Origin of the sequence: Vibrio sp. B172a, assembly GCF_030248355.1 — a bacterium.
GTDB lineage: Bacteria > Pseudomonadota > Gammaproteobacteria > Enterobacterales > Vibrionaceae > Vibrio > Vibrio owensii.
Map to the genome: position 1 here is coordinate 498,618 of NZ_JAHGAC010000003.1, position 21,953 is coordinate 520,570.

Annotated in this window: 9 protein-coding genes; 5 read left to right on the forward strand and 4 right to left on the reverse strand. The window is 46.0% G+C overall.

Annotated features, from left to right (window positions below; all coding sequences use genetic code 11):
- Positions 1 to 37: 37 nt before the first annotated feature.
- Positions 38 to 412 (reverse strand): chromosome partitioning protein ParB, encoded by a 375-nt coding sequence (locus KIT90_RS05840; protein WP_285375836.1) that lies wholly within the window; start codon positions 410 to 412, stop codon positions 38 to 40.
- A 395-nt stretch (positions 413 to 807) separates the two neighbouring features.
- Between KIT90_RS05840 and KIT90_RS05845 the strand changes: the two genes are divergently transcribed.
- Positions 808 to 1,137, forward strand: coding sequence for a TusE/DsrC/DsvC family sulfur relay protein (locus KIT90_RS05845; RefSeq protein WP_005443942.1), 330 nt, complete (start codon positions 808 to 810; stop codon positions 1,135 to 1,137).
- Positions 1,138 to 1,182: 45 nt separating this feature from the next.
- Here KIT90_RS05845 and yccX read toward each other — a convergent pair whose 3' ends face one another.
- Positions 1,183 to 1,455, reverse strand: coding sequence for an acylphosphatase (gene yccX, locus KIT90_RS05850; protein WP_033007078.1), 273 nt, complete (start codon positions 1,453 to 1,455; stop codon positions 1,183 to 1,185).
- A 90-nt stretch (positions 1,456 to 1,545) separates the two neighbouring features.
- Between yccX and KIT90_RS05855 the strand changes: the two genes are divergently transcribed.
- Complete coding sequence (locus tag KIT90_RS05855; RefSeq protein ID WP_009706143.1) at positions 1,546 to 2,949, forward strand: methyl-accepting chemotaxis protein; 1,404 nt, start codon at positions 1,546 to 1,548, stop codon at positions 2,947 to 2,949.
- A gap of 186 nt (positions 2,950 to 3,135) precedes the next feature.
- Complete coding sequence (locus KIT90_RS05860) at positions 3,136 to 4,329, forward strand: class I SAM-dependent methyltransferase (RefSeq protein WP_010647923.1); 1,194 nt, start codon at positions 3,136 to 3,138, stop codon at positions 4,327 to 4,329.
- A gap of 67 nt (positions 4,330 to 4,396) precedes the next feature.
- Here KIT90_RS05860 and KIT90_RS05865 read toward each other — a convergent pair whose 3' ends face one another.
- Positions 4,397 to 11,719 carry a Calx-beta domain-containing protein gene (locus KIT90_RS05865; RefSeq protein WP_285375838.1) on the reverse strand — a complete coding sequence of 2,441 codons (7,323 nt, stop codon included), beginning with the start codon at positions 11,717 to 11,719 and terminating at the stop codon, positions 4,397 to 4,399.
- 370 nt (positions 11,720 to 12,089) lie between these two features.
- Here KIT90_RS05865 and KIT90_RS05870 point away from each other — a divergent pair, with 370 nt between their 5' ends.
- Positions 12,090 to 13,430 carry a TolC family outer membrane protein gene (locus tag KIT90_RS05870; protein ID WP_102778412.1) on the forward strand — a complete coding sequence of 447 codons (1,341 nt, stop codon included), beginning with the start codon at positions 12,090 to 12,092 and terminating at the stop codon, positions 13,428 to 13,430.
- A 1-nt stretch (position 13,431) separates the two neighbouring features.
- Positions 13,432 to 14,055 (forward strand): OmpA family protein, encoded by a 624-nt coding sequence (locus tag KIT90_RS05875; RefSeq protein WP_020197448.1) that lies wholly within the window; start codon positions 13,432 to 13,434, stop codon positions 14,053 to 14,055.
- Positions 14,056 to 14,156: 101 nt separating this feature from the next.
- Here KIT90_RS05875 and KIT90_RS05880 read toward each other — a convergent pair.
- A partial coding sequence (locus KIT90_RS05880) for a Calx-beta domain-containing protein (protein ID WP_285375839.1) occupies positions 14,157 to 21,953 on the reverse strand: 7,797 nt, incomplete at its 5' end.

Below are 21,953 nucleotides of genomic sequence, written 5' to 3' on the forward strand. Positions count from 1 at the left end.
CTACTTCGGGCTTTTTCTTTGCAAGTAATTCAGTTTGTTATGCTTGGTCTACCGTCAACTCGATAACTTCGTCAGCCTCTGGATTTTCTCTAAACCGTCTCACTTGTATGGTTTCCTCTCCCAACATGATTCTCTTGGCAATTCGATGCATGCCATCAAAGACTCGATAATCACTGGTTAGTATTACTGGATACGACAAATCGGCATTGTTGATGCGTTGGCAATGTTTCGCTATTTCACGACAGGTTGGCAGCGGCCCCTCTTCACTAAACCAAGTCACCTCATTCGGACCTTTGATGTCATCAATTGCAATTTCTTCTACGGGTAAAGATTCTGCGAGCTTCCAAATACGCTCGATAGACCAAGTGGATTTGACGTTATCGTTAATCTCAATATAACGTTGTTTCGACACGACTAACTCCTTGTCATGATTTGAGTTCTAACCTGAACGCAGGTCACTTATTAAACCAAGAGAGTATCGCCCCATGAGAACAAACACAACGTCGTAAGTGAGTCATTGTTCGTCAACGCCTCACTTAAGCATATGAAGCCATTAAAAAATGAATAACTTTGGGTAAAAATGCAAATACGCAGATACTCACCCCGATAATTTTCTAACAAGATGAATAAATTTACATTCTTGTGAATAATCAGCGCAATTAACCTCTTCTACCGTGACTTTCTTTATCTGGTATTAATTGTGTAAATTTACTTCGCTCAGAAGGCTGCAAAGATTCTTTTGTTGAGTCTAAGCTTCGCTCTACGCTACCCTATACGTATCAATGGTTACTTAGCGGAAACAAAGCTATGTTCGTTTACAACGGCAAAGAAATTGAAACCGACGCTCAAGGCTACCTACTTGACCACACTCAGTGGGAAGAAGGCATGATTGAGCTTCTAGCAAAAGATGAAGAGATCGAGCTTACCGATGCGCACTTAGAAGTGGTTCACTTCGTACGTGACTTTTATGAGGAGTTCAACACCTCTCCTGCGGTAAGAATGCTTGTGAAAGCGATGGAAAAGGCGCACGGCCCTGAGAAAGGTAACAGCAAGTACCTGTTCAAATTGTTTAAGAAAGGCCCAGCGAAACAGGCAACCAAATTGGCTGGCCTTCCTAAACCAGCGAAATGTTTGTAAGGCTCTGGTTTAAAAATACCACTTACAAAATGACAGCTTATAAAGCTATAAGATCTTAAATCCGCGGAAAGGTTTGTAAGACACACTTTCCTGAGTGACACTGTCCACACTCGCTGTCCGCGGACCTTCCTCCAACCACTTCGAAAACGCGGCAATTTGCTCTTCAGTGCCACAGGCAATCACTTCAACATCTCCGTTGTTTAAGTTCTTCGCATACCCCGTTAGACCGAGCTTCAATCCTTGATGCGATGTGTGGTATCGAAATCCTACCCCTTGTACATGACCTACTATCAGAAACTTCTCACACTTTAGTACCATCCGTATACCGCTCCCTATATTTGAGTGATATATTAATTGCGTCTATTTACCCCACTAAGGATAGTGGGTTTTTATATGGTTATAATAATTATGAAAGAAATTCCCTTCCGTTGGATTGATAAGTATCTCATCCATTTAAAAATTCAAGAAAAGTTCTATTTGCTCTTCTTCCTTCCTCTTCTTGCATTAGTCATTCTCACTTTAGTCCTGAATAGTGCCGCTGACGCTATGATTTCTGGTCTGTATCAGGAAGAGTTGATGTTAATGAAGGGACTTATTGAGGCTGGCAACCTTTCGCAATCTCAAGTTGCAAACCTTATTGCTGGCTCAGAGACAATTACCCTTGGTACTGGCCCAGACTCTGTTTCTGTATTGAATGGCGCATTTAGCCTAGTTGCAAACCATGAACAGTCTTTATGGACTGCACTTTCTACAGCGCAAGTCAGTATTATTCTTGTGACTCTGTTCATCATCGCGATTGGTGTTTACTACATCATGACTTTCATCGGTGGTGCGATGTTTACGATGAACAAAGCGCTCAACACGCTGGCAGATGGTGATCTAACAGCGCGTATGAATTTCTTCCGTGTTCGTGATGAGTTCAGCGAAATCGCGATTACTATCGACAAAGTAGCGGATCGCGAACAAAAGATGGTTCAGTCGATTCAAGAATCCGTAGCGCTGATGCAGCAAATCAGCTCTGACCTTAACCTTTCGATTCACAACAGCTCTGAGATCTCAAATACTCAACAAGAGCACCTTAACTCGTTGGCAAGTGCAACAGAACAGATGGCTTCCACGATTCGTGAAGTGGCAACGTTGGCTCATGACTCAAGCACACAAACTGATGATGCTCGCAGCGTCGCGCAATCAGGTCAGGTGAAAGTGGAAAATACCCTTCACTCTATCTCGAACCTTTCTACTGAGATCCAATCGGCATCTCAAGCAGTTGAAGAGTTAGATGCAAACGCGGCGCAGATCGATGAAGTGGTGACAACCATCAACGGTATCTCTGAGCAAACTAACCTACTTGCCTTGAACGCTGCAATTGAAGCGGCTCGTGCAGGCGAACAAGGTCGTGGCTTTGCGGTTGTTGCTGATGAAGTCCGTGCTCTTGCAGGCCGCACTCAACAAGCGACAGTTGAGATTCAAGCAATGATTGAAGCGCTACAACGTAACAGCCAATCACTGACTAAACTGATGGAAGTCACGGTTCACAATGCGAACGAAGGCCAAACTCTGATGGCTGAAGTGAACCACGAAATCGGCTCACTAGCAGACAAGAACCAAACTATCTCAGACAGCAGCATTCAAATTGCGACAGCAGCTGAGGAGCAAGGCGTGGTGGCAGACAATATCGCATCAAGCGTTGAAGAGATCCGTATACAAGCAAACAATGTATGTACGATGATCAGCACAACGTCGCAAAACGTCGAGCAGCTTCGAGCTCAAAGTGACACCATGGAGTCGCTACTGACTGGCTTGAAGGCTTAATCGCTTAAACGAATAACTAGGGTCACTTCGGTGGCCCTTTTTTGTATCTGGAAAACCCAGCCGTAACTCCACTCATCAGTTTATAATTAAAGCCTCTACAAATGATTGGATTGTCGATGGATATTGCTTTTGCGGGCAACATCCCGGACAATACGCCCCTTTCAAAATTCAACAAGAGCTAAAGAAATGACAGCTGCTATCTATTTGGTTAAAGGTCGTGAGAAATCGGTTAAGCGTAAGCACCCTTGGATCTTCTCTCGAGGCATCAGTAAAGTTGAGGGCGAACCTGCTCTTGGCGAAACCGTTGATGTATTCACTCACGACGGAAAATGGCTAGCTAAAGCGGCATATTCTCCAGCTTCTCAAATTCGTGCTCGTATCTGGAGTTTTGAAAAAGAAGAAATCAACAAAGCCTTCTTCGTTAAGCGTTTCAACAACGCTCAGCTTCTTCGTGAAGACATTATCGAGCGCGATGGCCTAACTGGCTACCGTCTTATCGCAGCTGAGTCTGATGGTATGCCTGGCGTTACCATCGACCGTTACCAAAACTTCTTTGTGTGCCAGCTTCTAAGTGCAGGCGCAGAATACAACAAGCAAGCGATTGTTGATGCTTTGGTTGAGTGTTTCCCAGACTGCAACGTTTACGAGCGTTCAGACGTCGCGGTACGTAAGAAAGAAGGTTTGAAAGAAACCACTGGCGTACTGCACGGTGAAGAGCCACCAAAATCAGTGGTGATTGAAGAGAACGGCGTAAAAATCAGCGTAGACATCGTTGGTGGTCATAAAACGGGTTTCTACCTAGACCAACGTGACAGCCGCCAACAAGCGATGAAGTACGTGAAAGACAAAGAAGTTCTGAACTGTTTCTCGTACACCGGCGGTTTTGGTCTGTACGCACTAAAAGGCGGCGCAAAACGCGTTATCAACGCAGACGTATCACAACCTGCTTTAGACACTGCAAAATTCAACGCAGAGCTGAACGAGTTTGATATCTCGAAAAAGCGTGCTGTGTTCCTAAACGCAGACGTGTTCAAACTGCTACGCGAATACCGTGACCAAGGTACGAAGTTCGATGTTGTGATCATGGACCCACCGAAGTTTGCAGAAAGCAAAGCACAGCTAAACGGTGCATGTCGTGGCTACAAAGACATCAACATGTTGGCGATGCAAATACTAAACCCGGGTGGCACACTACTGACCTACTCTTGCTCAGGCTTAATGGACCAAGTTCTGTTCCAAAAAATCATTGCTGACGCCGCAGTAGATGCAAACCGCCAAGTTAAGTTTGTAGAGCGCTTTGAACAAGCAGCCGACCACCCAACGGATACGGCCTACCCAGAAGGTTTCTACCTAAAAGGATTTGCGTGTAAGGTTCTATAATCGGGCTTAGTCAAAGCCAACGATAAAGAATTGAAGCAAAGAAAAAGGGCCTGTTGGCCCTTTTTTATTATGAATCTAAATTAACTTTCGTGAGAGCCGATAAGACATCTCTTTCAAAGTCCATATTTCCGATGATCAAATCGCTAAACTCGGAAGCTCCTTTTTCAATGACGATAGTTTGAATGGAGTTACCCTCGTTGTGGGTAATTTCAAGCGATAGATCTTCGCCGTCAACATTTAGGTCGATACTATTGAGCAGCTCTTCAATGGTGTTATGCCCTGCATCTTCGACAACTTGGTTTAGATCGAGAATGTCGAGGTCTCGTTCAAAGCCACGTACCAAGTCCGTTCCGGAATCTAGTGAGTCATTAACCCATCTAAATATGTCCGCTTCGTTGTCATTACCAATTAAAATGTCATGGCTTACATCCACTTCCGCTTCAATGATGTTCGCAGCACCACCGCTCGCAGCGTTTACACCACCATTTTCGTCAATCACAAACTGAAGTGTATTTTCAGATTGGTCACCATCGTTATCGGTAAGCACGTAATCGAAGTCTAACGTTTCTACTGTGTCACCTACCGCACCATAGAAGGCATACGCGCCATCATTCAAATCGACTTCCAACGTGTGCTTACTGTCGATGTAGATAGTGAGCAACATCGTGATATCATCAAACGCATGTGAGATGTCATTGTTGTTGTCTACAACCGTCAGGTCTGTGCCATCAAATGAATAAGTGACACCGTCATGTTCTATTTCGCTGATGTAACCACCATCTGCACCAATACCTGTATCTGGTGATGTGGTGTACATGAGGTTACCGCCAACAGGTTGAATCACGGACTGCAACATAACTGGAGGCAGTTGAGTGACGTCAGGCACGACTACACCATCAAGGTCTTGGTTCAAGAAACCATCGTAAGCAACACGGTCTAACTGATCAGGCATCAGGTTCACGCCCATACCATAAGCCAGCGCCGTGATCTGATTATCAGAATCGGTCAAGTGATCTATCCAACTGTTCTCACGAGCATCGTTGATGAATGATGAGGCTGGATTTGGTTGACCATCAGATAAGAAGTAGCTCACGTTTGATGCACTAGGTAATTTACCCGCATCATCCCAAGAGTCCTTCGCTTCATTAATTGCGCGATTGTAGTTGGTTGCACCGCCAGCAGTAAGTGTATCAATGTACGCTTTCGCTTCATCTACGGTTAACCATGTTGCCCCAGCAATAGCGTACGTTGTTGCCGAACCGCTGTATTTGATGATTTGAACTCGAGTTTGGCCAATTGATTCGTACTGATTTAATAACTGAGTTGCCGAGTCCTTCATTATTTGAAGGCGATTACCCGTACGCATCGAGCCTGAAACATCCATAATCAATTGAACGTTAGCGCTCTCTTTTGTTTCCGCGACCACATCATGAACAATGGATGTCGAATCAGGTGAATCATCTTCAATAACAACATTTGCTATCGCAGAGTTCGTCAAGCCAAGTGCATTCGAGACAACGACAGGAACCTCAATGTTTAGAGAGTCCTCGCCAGAAATATCTGGGTGATCTATTGGACCAAGAAGTTCAGAAGAGATTGCCCCCGTATCATTAACCGAGATCTTAATGACCTCTTCTCCATCCGCTGAACCAACAAGCAATTGGTCATTGTTGGACAAGGCCCATGTGATTGCCTCACCGTTACTGGTTAGGTTCGCAGTTGGGACATTCAGTGCGACCGAGTCAACCGTTTGACCAAGTGTTAACTGATCCATATCTAACGTTGAGTCTGTCGTGTCCATAAAACCATTCAGCGCGAAGTCATCGGCAATGGCATTACCCAAACCCTCTTCAGAAACATTAAGCGTGACGCCTTCAACAATCGGAGGCGCATATGGATTAACCGCAAAATTCCCCGCTTTACTGTCACCATCGTTATCGGTAATCGTGTAACTGAAGTCGATATCACCATCACCACTTGGAGAGGTCAAAGGTACGTACTGGAAGAATTCCCACTTCCCGGTGCTTGGCGTTAATTGAACTTCAAACGCCAACTCGCCGTTCGCTTCACCGACTAATCTGTTTGGGTTTTGAGGATCAATCCCAACACTAATCGCCTCGCCATCAAGTGTTTCTAGACCACTCTCTGCACCATTAAGAACGATACTTCCTGGGCCATCAGCACCATAGAGTGCGCCTAAATTCCCCTCTGCTGTTGCAATTGGAATGGCGGAGTCAGCCCCAGTAAAGGTGATAGATTTGACGGTAAAGTCACTGTTGTCTGCGGTGTTTGGCCCGTTACCATTACCTGTGGCTTCAAGAATAACCTTATCAAAACCACCCTGTTGAACACTGAAGTTAGCCGCATAATCACCACTTGCCGCATCAGAGTTAAAGGCTTGCTGTGCTATCAAAACACCATCGCGATAGAAAGACGCAAGACCTTCTTCTAGCTCCCCACCAAACATCTTCTCGAATTCGATCTCAGCACCAAAGGCAATCTTGTCGCCCAAGTCGATGATCAGTTGTTCTGAGACACCGGTATCATTGGCAAAACGATAATCCACCTCATTAGCAAGCGGATAACCGTTATTACCGACACTTTTCACACCAATACCTGATGAAGTTTGATTAATCTCTGCGGCGCCAAGATCGGTAGACTCATTAGACAAAAATCCCAAGGCAGTCACTTCGACATCTCCGAAAGTTCGGCTGAATGCATCGGATTCATTACCCACAAAACTAATATTGCCAGTGAGAATTTCCGGTATATCTGCCAGCGACACATCTACGGCTTGAGAAGACGTTGGAACATGTGGACAGTCATCCTCGACAACCACGTTCATACTTTGGGAGCTCGTGGTTTGACCATCACTCACTGAGATCTGCAAATCAAAGTCGATCAAATCTTCGACGTCATTAACTGGGTGATCGAGTGGCTCTAAGAGTGTGATGGTGTAACCCCATGTTCCTTGCCCTGCCGCATTTGGTTCTGTCAACACGACTGTTGCTACACTCGCAATACTTGCCGTCGATGCGGTGAGTGTTTGAGTATTGGCGTTCCAAGACCAAGTAACAGGTTCACCTCCAGATGCCAGTCCATTGGGGCCGGAAAGTACAACACTGACGTTCGTCGTATCAGGATCACTGACTGTGAATGAACCAACAAAACTCGCCGAGTTCGTGGAGTCTGAAGGAGTTCCCATAGTATCGGCGATACCATCAGGTAACCCTTCTTCAGAAACAATCGCATCAACCACATTGCCGATGGCCGGAGGCGCATCGTTATCTAAAATCGTACCAGTACCTTGCACTGGCGTATTTTGGGTAGAGGTTGCCCCAGCAAGCGTGAAGGTTTCGGAACTCTCAAAATCAGTATCATTGATGGTGTTTACAGTAACGCTGTAGGTCGTATCATTCGCAGGTACGGTAACGTCGAATGTACCATCAGGATTCACAACCACAACTTGTGGTGAGTTGTCTGCGTAGGTGATGGTGACTGAGGTATCGGTATAATCCACGCCACCGTCAGCAGTGCCGTCAGCAAGTGTCATACTCACAACAGTGTCTGTCGTACTTGGGTTGCTCAACGTGACATCTAATGTGGCAGGGTCACCCTCATTGACTGTCGCGTTGCTAATTGAAGCAACAACTGGACGATCGTCATCTGGCTCAGGCCCCGGACCACTGCCATCATCAACAATCGTACCCGTGCCTTGCGCGGGAGTATTTTGAGTCGATGTTGCGCCGGACAGCGTAAAGGTTTCAGGCCCCTCGAACACATCATCACCGGTGGTATTCACCGTAACGCTGTAAGTTGTATCGTTCGCTGGCACAGTCACATCGAATGTGCCATCCGGATTTACTGCAACCACTTGGGTTGAGTTATCTGCATAGGTGATGGTCACTGACGTATCAGTGTAGTCCACGCCACCGTCGGCAGTACCATCAGCAAGTGTCATGCTCACAACTGTGTCGGTCGTACTCGGATTACTTAGTGTTACATCCAACGTAGCAGGATCACCTTCGTTGACTGTCGCGTTGCTAATTGACGCGACGACTGGACGATCGTCATCTGGATCTGGGCCCGGACCGCTACCATCATCAACAATGGTACCTGTGCCTTGTGCCGGAGTATTTTGAGTTGATGTTGCGCCGGACAATGTGAAGGTCTCAGGACCTTCGAAGACATCGTCATTGGTAGTATTCACAGTAACGCTATAAGAGGTGTCGTTCGCAGGTACAGTAACATCAAAGGTACCATCAGGATTCACAGCTACCACTTGCGTTGAATTGTCCGCATAAGTAATGATGACTGAGGTGTCGGTGTAATCAACGCCACCATCTGCTGTGCCATCAGCAAGCGTCATACTCACAACTGTGTCCGTAGTACTTGGGTTACTTAACATGACATCTAATGTGGCTGGATCTCCTTCATTGACTGTCGCGTTGCTAATTGAAGCAACAACTGGACGGTCATCATCTGGGTCAGGCCCCGGGCCGCTGCCATCATCGACAATGGTACCTGTACCTTGTGCTGGGGTATTTTGAGTTGAAGTGGAACCTGACAATGTGAAGGTTTCTGGGCCTTCAAATACATCGTCACTGGTGGTGTTTACGGTCACGCTGTAAGAGGTATCATTAGCTGGCACGTTCACATCGAATGTACCGTCGGGATTCACAGCCACCACTTGGGTTGAGTTATCCGCATAAGTAATGATGACTGAGGTTTCGGTGTAGTCCACACCTCCGTCGGCTGTGCCATCAGCAAGCGTCATACTCACAACGGTGTCTGTCGTGCTCGGATTGCTCAGGGTAACGTCCAATGTCACTGGGTCACCTTCATTGACTGTCGCGCTGCTAATTGCAGCAACCACTGGACGGTCATCATCTGGCTCAGGACCTGGGCCACTACCGTCGTCAACAATTGTGCCTGTTCCTTGTACCGGAGTATTTTGAGTCGATGTTGCACCAGACAGCGTAAAGGTTTCTGGGCCTTCAAATACAGCATCCTCGGTGGTATTCACTGTAACGCTGTAAGTCGTGTCATTCGCAGGTACGGTAACGTCAAAAGTGCCGTCTGAATTCACAGCCACAACTTGCGTTGAGTTATCTGCGTAAGTGATAGTGACCGAGGTGTCTGTGTAGTCCACACCGCCATCAGCAGTTCCATCAGCGAGTGTCATGCTTACAACTGTGTCGGTCGTGCTTGGATTGCTAAGGGTGACATCTAATGTGGCTAGATCACCTTCATTGACTGTCGCGCTGCTAATTGAAGCAACAACTGGACGGTCATCATCTGGCTCAGGCCCCGGACCACTACCGTCATCGACAATAGTACCTGTGCCTTGTGCTGGAGTATTTTGAGTTGAAGTGGAACCTGATAACGTGAAAGTTTCAGGACCTTCAAAGACATCATCATCGGTCGTATTAACAGTAACACTATAAATGGTGTCGTTCGCAGGCACAGTCACATCGAACGTACCATCTGGATTCACGGCAACCACTTGCGTTGAGTTATCTGCGTAAGTGATAGTCACAGAGGTGTCTGTGTAGTCCACTCCACCATCTGCTGTACCATCAGCAAGCGTCATACTCACAACCGTATCGGTCGTACTTGGATTGCTTAGTGTGACATCTAATGTCGCAGGATCACCTTCATTAACTGTCGCGCTGCTAATTGCAGCAACAACTGGACGGTCGTCATCTGGATCTGGGCCCGGACCGCTACCATCATCAACAATAGTACCCGTGCCTTGTGCTGGTGTGCTTTGTGTCGATGTTGTACCAGTCAGGGTGAAAGTCTCCGCACCTTCCAAAATATCGTCGTTGAAGGTATCGACCGTAACACTGAAAGTCGTTGTATTTTCGGGTACATTTACCTCAAATGTACCGTCCGGATTCAGTAACACGACTTCGCTGGTATTATCTGAAAACGTGATCGTGACGGTTGTGTCCGAAAAATCCACACCACTTGTCGCAGTATCACCTGCAAGTTGCATGGTGAGTACAGTGCTCGTTGTACTCGGGTTACTGAGATTTACGACGAGCGTAGCCGCCTCGCCCTCATTTACTGTTGTATTCGTAATAGATGCAACATTAGGTCGATCATCGTCTGGATTTTGTCCAGGACCATCACCATCATCGCTTATGGTTGCTGTTCCTTCTGCGGGCTCTTCTTGAGTAGGTGTACTTGCAGTGAGCGTAAACGTTTCATCCCCTTCAAGTATTTCATCATTGTTCGTTACGACCGTGATAGAAAAGTCAGTATCATTTGCAGGAACCATCACTGTGAAAGAGCCGTCCTCTGCAACACTTACAGATTGCGACGTACCGTCTGAGAAGGTAACCAAAACAGATGTGTTATCGAAGTCACTCCCTCCTGTTGCACTGCCGTCGGCAAGTGTAAGAGTGACAGACGTTTCAGATTCACTTTGATTGCTTAAGACGACCTCAAAAACCGCAGGCTCTCCCTCATTAACGGTGACATCTGAGATAGAAAGCACAGTAGGGCGATCATCATCAGGATTCTCTCCCGGACCATCCCCATCATCGCTGATGGTTGCTGTGCCAGTGACGGGATCTTGTTGATTTGGCGTTGAACCACTGAGAGTGAAAGTTTCATCACCTTCTAGAAGTTCATCATTAAACGTTTGTACAGTGACAGTAAAAGTGGTCGTCTCGCTTGGTACAACAATAATGAAATCACCATTTTCATCGACACTCACTTCCTGCTCTGTGCCATCTTCAAAAGTAATCGTCACGATGTTATTGAGGAAATCAGCGCCACTGTCTTCTTGTCCACCTGACGCACTGCCATCATCCAAAGAAAACACTAACTCGGTCTCGTCGCTTGTTGGCGCATCAAGAGTGACATCAAAGTTTACGTCTTCATCTTCGTTCACCGTTGGGCTAGATATGTCTTGGATAATGACGTCAGCAATTTGACTCGGTTGTGAGAAAAAGCCTCCAAAATAAAGTTCTAGCAGGGACAAAATTTGTGTTTCAGACAGACCTAGAGATTCAAGACCGATAGTTTCAAAGTCCGTCGCAGCAAGGCGTTCAGCCCCCGTCCGGTCTATGACGCCTGTCGCTTGAGGGCTAGAACCGTCACTTTCACCTGCAGCTGGTTCAAACTCTTCCCCTAATTGCGTTGGGTCATTACCCTGTTCGATGGCTTCGAAGACACTCGCGACATCCTCTGTGATGTTGACTGGTTCCGAGTTTTCTTGAGAAACGACCTGTATGGTAGGCTCCGAACTCGCTGATAACTCGTTAATTACTACTTCACCCTGAGCTGGGCTTTCGCCCTGTCCCAACTCTCTTAAGTTACCATCCAATCCGATAACTACGATCTGGCCCATTAATGAGCGCAAGGTTGCATTATCCATAAATACCTCGACTCGAACGCTGCAGCGTCAAAAGTTTGTCACCCTTTCATTTACGACTATAGTTTAGTCAAAATAAACGTATTTATTGCTTGGGTTTTCGGCATTGCGGCTGTGCATTTCCTAGGGGCGGGAAATTGACATCACTTCAAGATGACAACTCTAAAAATTGCTATGATCTTAAAAAATCAGACATTTTTTTCAGCATAATCATTCGAAACATAAGCAAACTTTGTCATATATGCTACGGTGTTATAAGGGGTCAAACTGAGGATTTACCTCAAAAGCCTAGGGATAACAGCAAGTTGAGCCTTTGCGTTCAAAATAGCTGTTTAATGTCGACAAGTCTCAATTTTGAGAGCGACAAAATTGAATGGATTTATCTGGGAGAACCGCCGTGAAGTGGAGCCGACTAAGTATAGCGTGCTGCAGTAGCCTAATAGTGTCATTCCCTATTTTCGGCCAAACTTTGGAACAGGCTGTGGCTTTAACGCTTAAAACGAACCCTGATTTGAAAGCGGCATTTAACGAATTTACCAGTAGTCGTTATGTGAACGAGTCTTCATCAGGTGCTTATTTACCACAAATCGACTTAGACGCTGGTATCGGGTATGAAGGCATTGACCCTGCCGACAGTGTAGGCCGTGGAGACACAGACTTAACTCGTAAAGAAGCAGCGGTAACGTTGACACAGTTGATATGGGATGGCTCTGCTACTCTCAATGACATCGACCGCACGGCAGCGGATGCTGAGTCATTGCGCTATCAACTGCTTGCCGATGCATCAGACAAAGCACTGGAAGTCACCAACGTCTATCTAGAAGCTGTGAAAGCGTATGAGATACTGACGTTGTCAGAGAACAACCTTGCGGTTCACAAACGCATCTACTCTGACATCAAAAAGCGTGTGAATTCTGGTATCGGTTCAACCGCAGATCTGACGCAAGTAGAAGCTCGTCTTGCGAAAGCGCATGGCAATTTAGCGGCGGCACAAAACAACCTCTATGATACCCACACCCAGTTTACGCGACTTGTGGGACAGACCCCTCAAGGGCTGATCTTCCCTCGCGCAGATTCTAATTTTATCCCATATACAGTAGATGAAGCCGTCGGTGTTGCATTTGATCAGCATCCAGTCATCAAGGTCGCTGTGGCTGATGTTGACTCTGCTAAGTTTCAATACAAACAGTCCAAAGGGGTCAACTATCCCACCCTTTCTGTCGAAGCTTCGCAGACATGGCGTGACGATGCTGATGGAATCGAAGGACGCAGCGACGAAACTCTCGCAATGCTTAGACTAAGGTACAACCTTTACAACGGCGGTAGTGACGCAGCGAACTCAGAAAACTTTGCTTATCAACTCAACAAAGCCAAGGATTTGCGCTCTTCTGCTTATAAAAACGTTGAAGAAGGTTTAAGACTCTCTTGGAGTGCTTTGGATTTGACACTGCAACAAAAAGAGTTCCTTTCTGACCACGTGGATTCAGCAGCTCAAACCGTTATTGCTTATGAAAAGCAATACCGCATCGGTAAACGAACCCTACTTGATTTGCTCAACACTGAAAATGAGTTGTTCGAAGCTCGTAAGGATTATTTGGACGCCAAGTACGCAGAACAATACGCAAAATACCGCGTGATGAATGCGACTGGACAACTGCTTAACTCTTTGCGAGTCGATATTCCGCAAGAGTGGCTAGAGAAAGTGGAGTATTAATATGAAAGTAATACCTATTTTTTTCATGGCTTGCCTAATTTCAGCGTGCAGTTCGAATTCCAATACCGAAACCGGTGATGAGTACGAGTACATTGAAACCCCGACTTCAGATCAAATTGCTGATTTGCTGGACGATGACCGTGATGGCGTAATTAATGCGCGAGATTTGTGCCCTGGAACACCACAGGGTTCAGAGATTGATAATGATGGCTGTGGTGAGTATCTAAAAACATCGCAAGAAATGCAGATTCGAGTATTGTTTGCTAATGACTCGGATGAGATCAACCCTGTTTTCACTCAGCAACTTAGCGAACTATCTGAGTTCTTGGAAGAGTACCCGAGTACTTCAATTGAACTTCAAGGTTACGCAAGTCGAACTGGTACTGCCGAACACAACTTAGATTTGTCTAAACGTCGCGCTGAAAATGTACGACGCGTATTGCTACAAAACGGCATTAGTCCAAATCGTGTCACCATTGTTGGTTACGGCGACACCGTGCTCGCATCAACCGGTACCGATGAAACAAGCCATGCGTTAAACCGACGAGTAACCGCAACAGTTGTGGGTTACAAGGGCGAAGTTAAGAAAGAATGGACGATTTTCACAACCCTACCTAAGAGTTAGTTGCCTTGTTCTACTCAATAATAAAAGGTCTAGCATTTGCTAGACCTTTTTAGTTGGTGCTCCTGAGCGGAAGGAGCATACTCGCCCCTTCCTTAAATCGACTAACGCATATCGTTGTTGATTTTCAGTAGATCGTTAAGAATGGCGCTACCATCTGCCGATGATAAAGAACCATCACTTAAGAATTCACTGTATTGGCTAGAGCCGCCTTCAATCACAACTTTTTGACTTGCTGAGCCATCAGATTCAGATATGGTCAGAATCAAGTTATCACCATCTGCTTCAAGACCAATCTCGTTATTTGCAAGCAAACTATCAATCGAGTCTGTGTCGTCAGTATGAAGTAAGTCAGAGATATCAATCTTGTCCTCACCTTTCGTGAAGTCCTTGATTGTATCTATCTCGCCATCACGAATACCTGAGCCGTCATCGATGAACTTGAAGATATCCTCGCCATCATCACCGATTAGAATATCATCACCCGAGCCTCCAATAAGTACGTCATTACCAGACCCACCTCGCACAGCATCGGAGCCCTCTCCGCCATCTAAGATATCATGCCCTGTTCCTCCGAACACTATGTCAGAACCTTCTTCACCAAAGATAACATCATCTCCGGCGCCACCATGACCTATATCCAAACCAGGTTTGCTTTGTATCTCAGCCTTCAATGCCTGATCTTGATCGTTAGCAGTATAGGTAAGGTTATTAAGAGCTGTGTTAGCAAAATCATCTAAGACTGATGCAAACTCATTTTCTGGAATGTCACCATCTTGCTCTTGAACATGGCTTTCGCCCAAGTAAATGGTGTCATCGCCATCACCTAAGAAGACTTTATCGTTACCATTCCCTACATCAATACTAATACCAGTATCTGGATCGTAGTCATACAACCCATTTTGCTCAGGCCTACCGGCGTTGGAATACGCCGCGCTCTGCTGCCAGTTAACGTCGCCATGCCCTGCGCGGTAAGCAACGGAATCAATCATGTCGTCGCCAGCAACAAAATCAAGCTTATCGATAACTTCGACATTAATACTAGCGGTGGTCTCAGCCGTTAAACTGCCGCCAACATCACTATGATCGCCATGTTCATCATCTTTGTTGGTATCACGCTCAGTTGAAGTCGCAATAACAGTAATGGCAAATACCCCAGCATCTTGCGCTTTGACTTGTAGGTTAGACAAATCCCATCCCGTAACGTCTATGCGATTGTCTTTGTTCTCTTGTGTAACAACATAGATATTTGCACTGTCACCTTCACCGTCTTTAAGTACTGAGCCGACGGGAATCCCTGTTAACTCGACTTTCAAACTTTCGGATTGGTCCAAGCTATCTTGAAGTGATGCGTCTATTTCACTGAGCTTAATGAACGAGTCTTCGTACCCCAAGTTATCTACTGCCGTGAACTTGATATTATCCATGATGGCGCCTGTCGAGTCGGCTTCATCGGCTTCAAACAATAAGCGATACTTACCTGACTCCTCGACTGGGAGCGTGATCGATTCACCTTGATACCAACCATGAGTCGTCGGGTCGAAGTCGTAGAGCTCTACTTCACTACCATCACTCGGATTACCCTGATCATCCAACTTAATTAGAGTCACCGACATATCAGACGTATGTGCCTTATTCGTTCTGGCCGCAATATCAAATTCAAAGTTGTAAAAACGTCCGGCAACAAGGTCCATATCGGTGTATAGAATCTTGTCTCCCACCTCGCCTTCAATTTCCATTACTTGGTTTGTTGAATTACCTGGCAGGTATGTACCTTCGGTTCCAACTTCAACATGTTGACCAGGGTTTGAAGTAAACCATTGGCCAACTGTGCCAGCACCCTCTACTTTATTGATCTCAATATCGCTATCCCATGAGCCTGACTTAATGGTGACATCTTCAAAGTCAATCGCCGCTACTTGTGCAAAACCGCCAATGTTTAGTATCGGCTTATCTGCATCGGGATGAACGTCAACGCTTATGCTGCCCGTCTCTACGATATTATTGCTGTCGTCTTTCGCAACAACTGAAATATCAAAGTTAACGTCACTATGCTCCGGAGCTTTGACTTTCACGGAGCTAATGTCGTCAATGCTAACGACGATTGCATCAGCACTATTAACCACGAATGCTTGTCCATCAATTTCGATAGTAGAACCTTGCGGAATACCACTTAACTCTACAGTTGTAACTGAGGTTTCAGCATCATTAATGACAATACCAAGATCAATAAACTTATCTTCAAGGCCTACAACGTTTTGTAGCGAAAGCTCTTCTTCTTGCGTGACTGCAACTGAAACTATCGCCGGTGCAGAAATGTTAATACCATCTGAAACAAGCACTTCAATAACACGCTCTTCTTCGTCAGGGGTATCGCTAGTGTTAATAAAACGAGTCGATTGCAAGAATGATTCAAACTCAGCTGCAGAAACATCTCCCGAAGGATGCGTGATTTGCAGAACGACCTCTCCGTCAATCATCGCTTTATTAACTGTAAACACACTGTTTTCGTCCCAAGTAAGGTCATCACCTTCTTTTGGGTTAGTCAGAGTGATTGTCATTGTTCGAATGGTGTCTTTGTCGTCAAAAACATCAGCATCAATAGTTGCAAGTCGAGCTTCGTCACCTTCTACGTAACTTGAACTGTAACCAACACCACTCTGGGCACCATTTAAGTCAACAAGCGGCGCCTCATTATCTAGGATTGTTGCAATCCCTGACTCAGCTTGTTCTTGGTAAGAGGTTTTTCCAGATAAACTAAATTGCTCTAAGTTGTCAGAATGCTCGTCTTGTATTGTTGCTACTTCAACTGCAAAAGAACCCAAACCCTCTGGCACTGTAACAACAAATTTGCCATCAATGACTTCGACAGTATCAACTTGTTTATCATCGCCACTACCAAATACGACAGTGACACTTGAGATATTAAAGTCTTCACCACCTTTTGCTGAATCGTCATTAAGAGACATTGCCACTGTAGTTTCTGATTCACTTGTATTGGATAGCTCGACGATGAATTGTCCTACGGATCCCTCTTCGACGTCAAAGCTAGAAATACTCTCGACAATTGGACGATCGTCGTTACCAGTTTGAGGACCATCAATATCGGGATCGGTTCCATCATCGACAATGCTCGAGTGAGCAGAATCAAAATTATTCGCTACATAGCCACTTTCATCGGTTACGACTAATGTGAAGTCTTCACTACCTTCAAACACCACGTCATCTTGCGTTGACACTTCAATGAAAATTTCCGATGCGCCTGCTGGTATTTCAACGATAGGTTTACCTGTCATCGAATCAATAGTTACGGGAACTTCAACTCGCAGATCATCACCAGTTGGTTGTGGATCTAGATAATACGCAGTAAACAATTCAGAAAGGGCTTTAAAATCTTCAACTTCTGCTGAGTTTTCAGAACCATCAAGTGCTAGGTTTAGCGAGATATTGATATCCTCACTCGATGGGTTGGTTAGAGCAACTGAAAATACTGCTTTAGAACCTTCAGCAACGTCGCCTAAACTAGTGACACTCAGGTTCAAAGCCTCAGCATTGACAATAGTGCCACTGCTCGATACATCACCGACTTTTATACTGTAGCCTTCATCAAGTTCGTGTACGCCATCAACAACGGTTGGAATCAGCACTGTAAAGTCTTTCACGCCAACTGGAATAATGAGTTCACCTGCATCTTTGTCATACTTAACACCGTTGGTGAACACGACATCAGTAAGATTGACATCATTTTCACTGGCGTCATCACCTAGCTGTCCAAACTCAATATCTAGGCGCGTCTCTTCAAGAGCACCTGAATCTAGGCTGACTTTAAATGCTAATTTGTCACCTTCAACAACTTGGTTCGATAACAAATCAATGCTTTCAACCACCACTTTTACTGGCTCTGGATTTACAATAACGCTCACTGATGCGGTATCAAACCCACCTCTGTCATCCGTTATCTGGTATTGAAAATCGGTCTGTCCGACAAATTCGTCATTTAAATCAAAGTAAACAACCCCATCTTTGATGTAAGCTTCGCCTTGTGACTCGCCATATACATAGGTAATACGGATGCTATCACCATCTAAATCCGAGTCATTGGCAAGGAGTTCTGATACTGGAATTTCAAGCACACCACCCTGGTTGACCGCATATGCCCCTTCACTAGAAGCTTGGAATCCAGTAACAAAGTAATCTGATGAGTCGTTGCCTTTTGCAGGAACATCAACAAAATCAGTTGCTTCAAAGACGATTTTATCAAAAGCAATAGGTTTCCCACCTTTAGTTAGGTCAACCGTGTACTCTCCTTTGTGGTTTCCATCGTTTGCCACAAAGGTATCGCTCGCAACGGCGACACCGTTAAGGTAAGCCACCCACTTACCTTGCTCATGGTTTCCGGCTTGATCACCTTCATCTTTGTATAAATTTGAAACCGTAAAGCTGAACTCAGTCGCTGGTTTATCGAGATCAATTACGAACTGCTCAGACTGACCCGTTTCACGATTAAACTGTAGCTGAGCCTCTTCACCACCATTTTCATGGCCAGCCACACCACGCTTATCTCCGTCCTCAGTAACAAGCCTCGTTTCACCGGCATAATTTGCACTGATAGTTGCACCTTGAGACGTCCATGAGCCTTCGTTGAATGAACCTAGCTTAACCTCAAAGCCTACTGGATCGTTTTGTGCGTCTGGAGCTTGGTTTGTCTCTTCAAACGTAACAGTCGAGACATCACTAAAGTTGCCATCGCTGTCTAGCGCTCGATAATCAAAGCTATCACTCAAGCTCGTTTCAACTGAGCGAAGCTCCCAATTTCCCTTACCTTCTGTAGTCAATTCTATACTGGTGATTTCAACATTTTCAGGAAGGTCAAACCCTTCAGATGGAATCGTTAAAGAATGGAACAGGTCACTATTGCCCGAAGATTCTTTTTGAAATTCAAATGTTTTGCTACCACCTTCGTAGTTCACGGTGATAACGACACTCGACTCATTGGCATTACCTAATTCTTTTTCAAAGTAACCACCCAATCCATCAAGGCCAAGAGTTACGCTGTCTGCAGGTCGGCTATCAAATTCAATAATGAGCTTTTCGCCTTCGTTGACACCCTGCTTGCCACCCACACCAAGACCATAACCGACATGATTTGCGCTTTCATCACCACTATATTGAGTAAGTTTTCCGCCTTCACTGCGAATAGTGACAATGTCACTACCATCCAACCTAAGCTCGCGCGTATTCGCGTTTACCTTTTCTCCCCAGTTATAAAAATCAGATGTACTCGAGCCGCTATCCGGTTGACCTAAAGGTTGAGTATCGGCATCACTATTAATGCCAAGTGAGAAGCCTTCTGAATAACTATTTGGCTGATATTCAATGAGATCGGGGTCAAACTTGGTGTATGTCGTATCGCCTTCACCTTGATAAAGATCGGCTTCTTTAATCTCTACACCATTGTGGAAAAGCGTCCCATGCTCAGGTAGTTCAGTGATCACAACGTGGAGCTGCTCATTTTCTGCATCATCTTCTTCGTCAGAGATATGGTCTTTCTCTTCACTTTCGTGATCAAAGATAACCTGAGTGCGATTTCCACTAGACACTTCGACAGTGAAATCCTCAGATTTAGGAGGGTTGTCTTCATCATGAATATGAGCCGTCGCACTATCAGTACGATCACCAGTAATCAATGCCGAAGCTGTTTCGACATTAAGTGTAACGGACTCCTTGTCTTCGATAAGGCTATCGTCTTTCACTTGAAGGTAGACTTTGAGCTCAGTTTCCCCTGCCGCGATCTTCAATTCATCGGCCGTAATTTCACGGTAGCCACCATTGCCATTAGCAACAAGGTACGTGGCATCGTAGTCGACATCAGAAGTCGCTGTACCACCGGTCGATAGGTTAAGTACGACATCTTCACTGACTGGTTCACTGAGGCTGATCGTGTACTCAAGGTAACTGTCATCACCTTCTATGACATCGCTGCCCGCACTCACCGTCAGCTCTGCGGTTGCATCTTCGTCAACACCGTTTGCTTGGTCATCAAGGATGTTCGCAGTCGCGCTGTCAGACTTGGTGCCAGTGACTTTACCGCTGGTCGTCGATGCGGTCAGCTCAACGCTTTCAGAGTTCTCCGTCACCGCATCGTCTTTTACTTGAAGGTAAACTTTAAGCTCCGTTTCCCCTGCAGCGATCATCAATTCATCGGCCGTGATTTCACGGTAGCCACCATTACCGTCAGCAACAAGGTATGTGGCGTCGTAGTCAACATCAGAAGTCGCAGTACCATCGGTCGATAGGTTCAGTACGACATCTTCACTGACTGGTTCACTGAGGCTGATAGTGTACTCAAGGTAACTGTCATCACCTTCTATGACATCGCCGCCCGCACTCACAGTCAGCTCTGCGGTTGCATCTTCGTCAACACTATTCGCTTGGTCATCAAGGATGTTCGCTGTCGCACTGTCGGACTTAGTGCCGGTGACTTTACCGCTGGTCGTTGATGCAGTCAGTTCAACACTTTCAGTACTCTCAGTCACCGCATCGTCTTTTACTTGAAGGTAGACTTTGAGCTCAGTTTCCCCTGCCGCGATCTTCAATTCATCAGCCGTGATTTCACGATAACCACCATTGCCGTCAGCAACAAGGTATGTGGCGTCGTAGTCAACATCAGAAGTCGCAGTACCATCGGTCGATAGGTTGAGTACGACATCTTCACTGACTGGCTCGCTGAGGCTGATCGTGTACTCAAGGTAACTGTCATCACCTTCTATGACATCGCCTGCAGCACTGACGGCCAGTGCTGCAGTTGCGTCTTCGTCAACACTATTCGCTTGGTCATCAAGGATGTTCGCTGTCGCGCTGTCGGCCTTAGTGCCAGTGACTTTACCGCTGGTCGTCGATGCCGTCAGTTCAACGCTTTCAGAGTTCTCCGTCACCGCATCGTCTTTTACTTGAAGATAAACTTTGAGCTCCGTTTCCCCTGCTGTGATCTTCAATTCATCGGCCGTGATTTCACGGTATCCACCATTACCGTCAGCAACAAGATACGTGGCGCCATAGTCAACATCAGAGGTCGCTGTACCACCGGTCGATAGGTTCAGTACGACATCTTCACTCACTGACTCGCTGAGGCTGATCGTGTACTCAAGGTAACTGTTATCACCTTCGGTGACATCGGCTCCCGCACTCACCGTCAACTCTGCGGTTGCGTCTTCGTCGACGCCATTTGCTTGGTCATCAAGTATGTTCGCTGTCGCGCTGTCAGTCTGAGTACCAGTGACTTTACCGCTGGTCGTCGATGCGGTCAGTTGAACACTTTCAGCGCTCTCAGTCACCGCATCGTCTTTTACTTGAAGGTAGACTTTGAGCTCAGTTTCCCCTGCCGCGATCTTCAATTCATCAGCCGTGATTTCGCGGTAACCACCATTGCCGTCAGCAACAAGGTACGTAGCGTCGTAGTCAACATCAGAAGTCGCTGTGCCACCCGTTGATAGGTTAAGTACGACATCTTCACTCACAGGCTCACTGAGGCTGATCGTGTACTCAAGGTAACTGTCATCACCTTCGGTGACATCGCCTGAAGCACTGACTGTCAGTGCTGCAGTTGCGTCTTTGTCGACACCATTTGCTTGGTCATCAAGGATATTTGCTGTCGCGCTGTCGGCCTTGGTGCCAGTGACTTTACCGCTGGTCGTCGATGCAATCAGCTCAACGCTTTCAGAGTTCTCCGTCACCGCATCGTCTTTTACTTGAAGGTAAACTTTGAGCTCAGTTTCCCCTGCTGTGATCTTCAATTCATCAGCCGTGATTTCACGGTAGCCACCATTGCCATCAGCAACAAGGTACGTCGCGTCGTAGTCAACATCAGAGGTCGCTGTACCACCCGTTGATAGGTTGAGTAC

Excerpts from the sequence above, each read along its gene's own strand:
- KIT90_RS05865 (WP_285375838.1), bottom strand. The coding sequence starts at position 11,719 with ATGGATAATGCAACCTTGCGCTCATTAATGGGCCAGATCGTAGTTATC.
- yccX (WP_033007078.1), bottom strand. The coding sequence starts at position 1,455 with ATGGTACTAAAGTGTGAGAAGTTTCTGATAGTAGGTCATGTACAAGGG.
- KIT90_RS05855 (WP_009706143.1), top strand. The coding sequence starts at position 1,546 with ATGAAAGAAATTCCCTTCCGTTGGATTGATAAGTATCTCATCCATTTA.
- KIT90_RS05860 (WP_010647923.1), top strand. The coding sequence starts at position 3,136 with ATGACAGCTGCTATCTATTTGGTTAAAGGTCGTGAGAAATCGGTTAAG.
- KIT90_RS05845 (WP_005443942.1), top strand. The coding sequence starts at position 808 with ATGTTCGTTTACAACGGCAAAGAAATTGAAACCGACGCTCAAGGCTAC.
- KIT90_RS05870 (WP_102778412.1), top strand. The coding sequence starts at position 12,090 with ATGGATTTATCTGGGAGAACCGCCGTGAAGTGGAGCCGACTAAGTATA.
- KIT90_RS05875 (WP_020197448.1), top strand. The coding sequence starts at position 13,432 with ATGAAAGTAATACCTATTTTTTTCATGGCTTGCCTAATTTCAGCGTGC.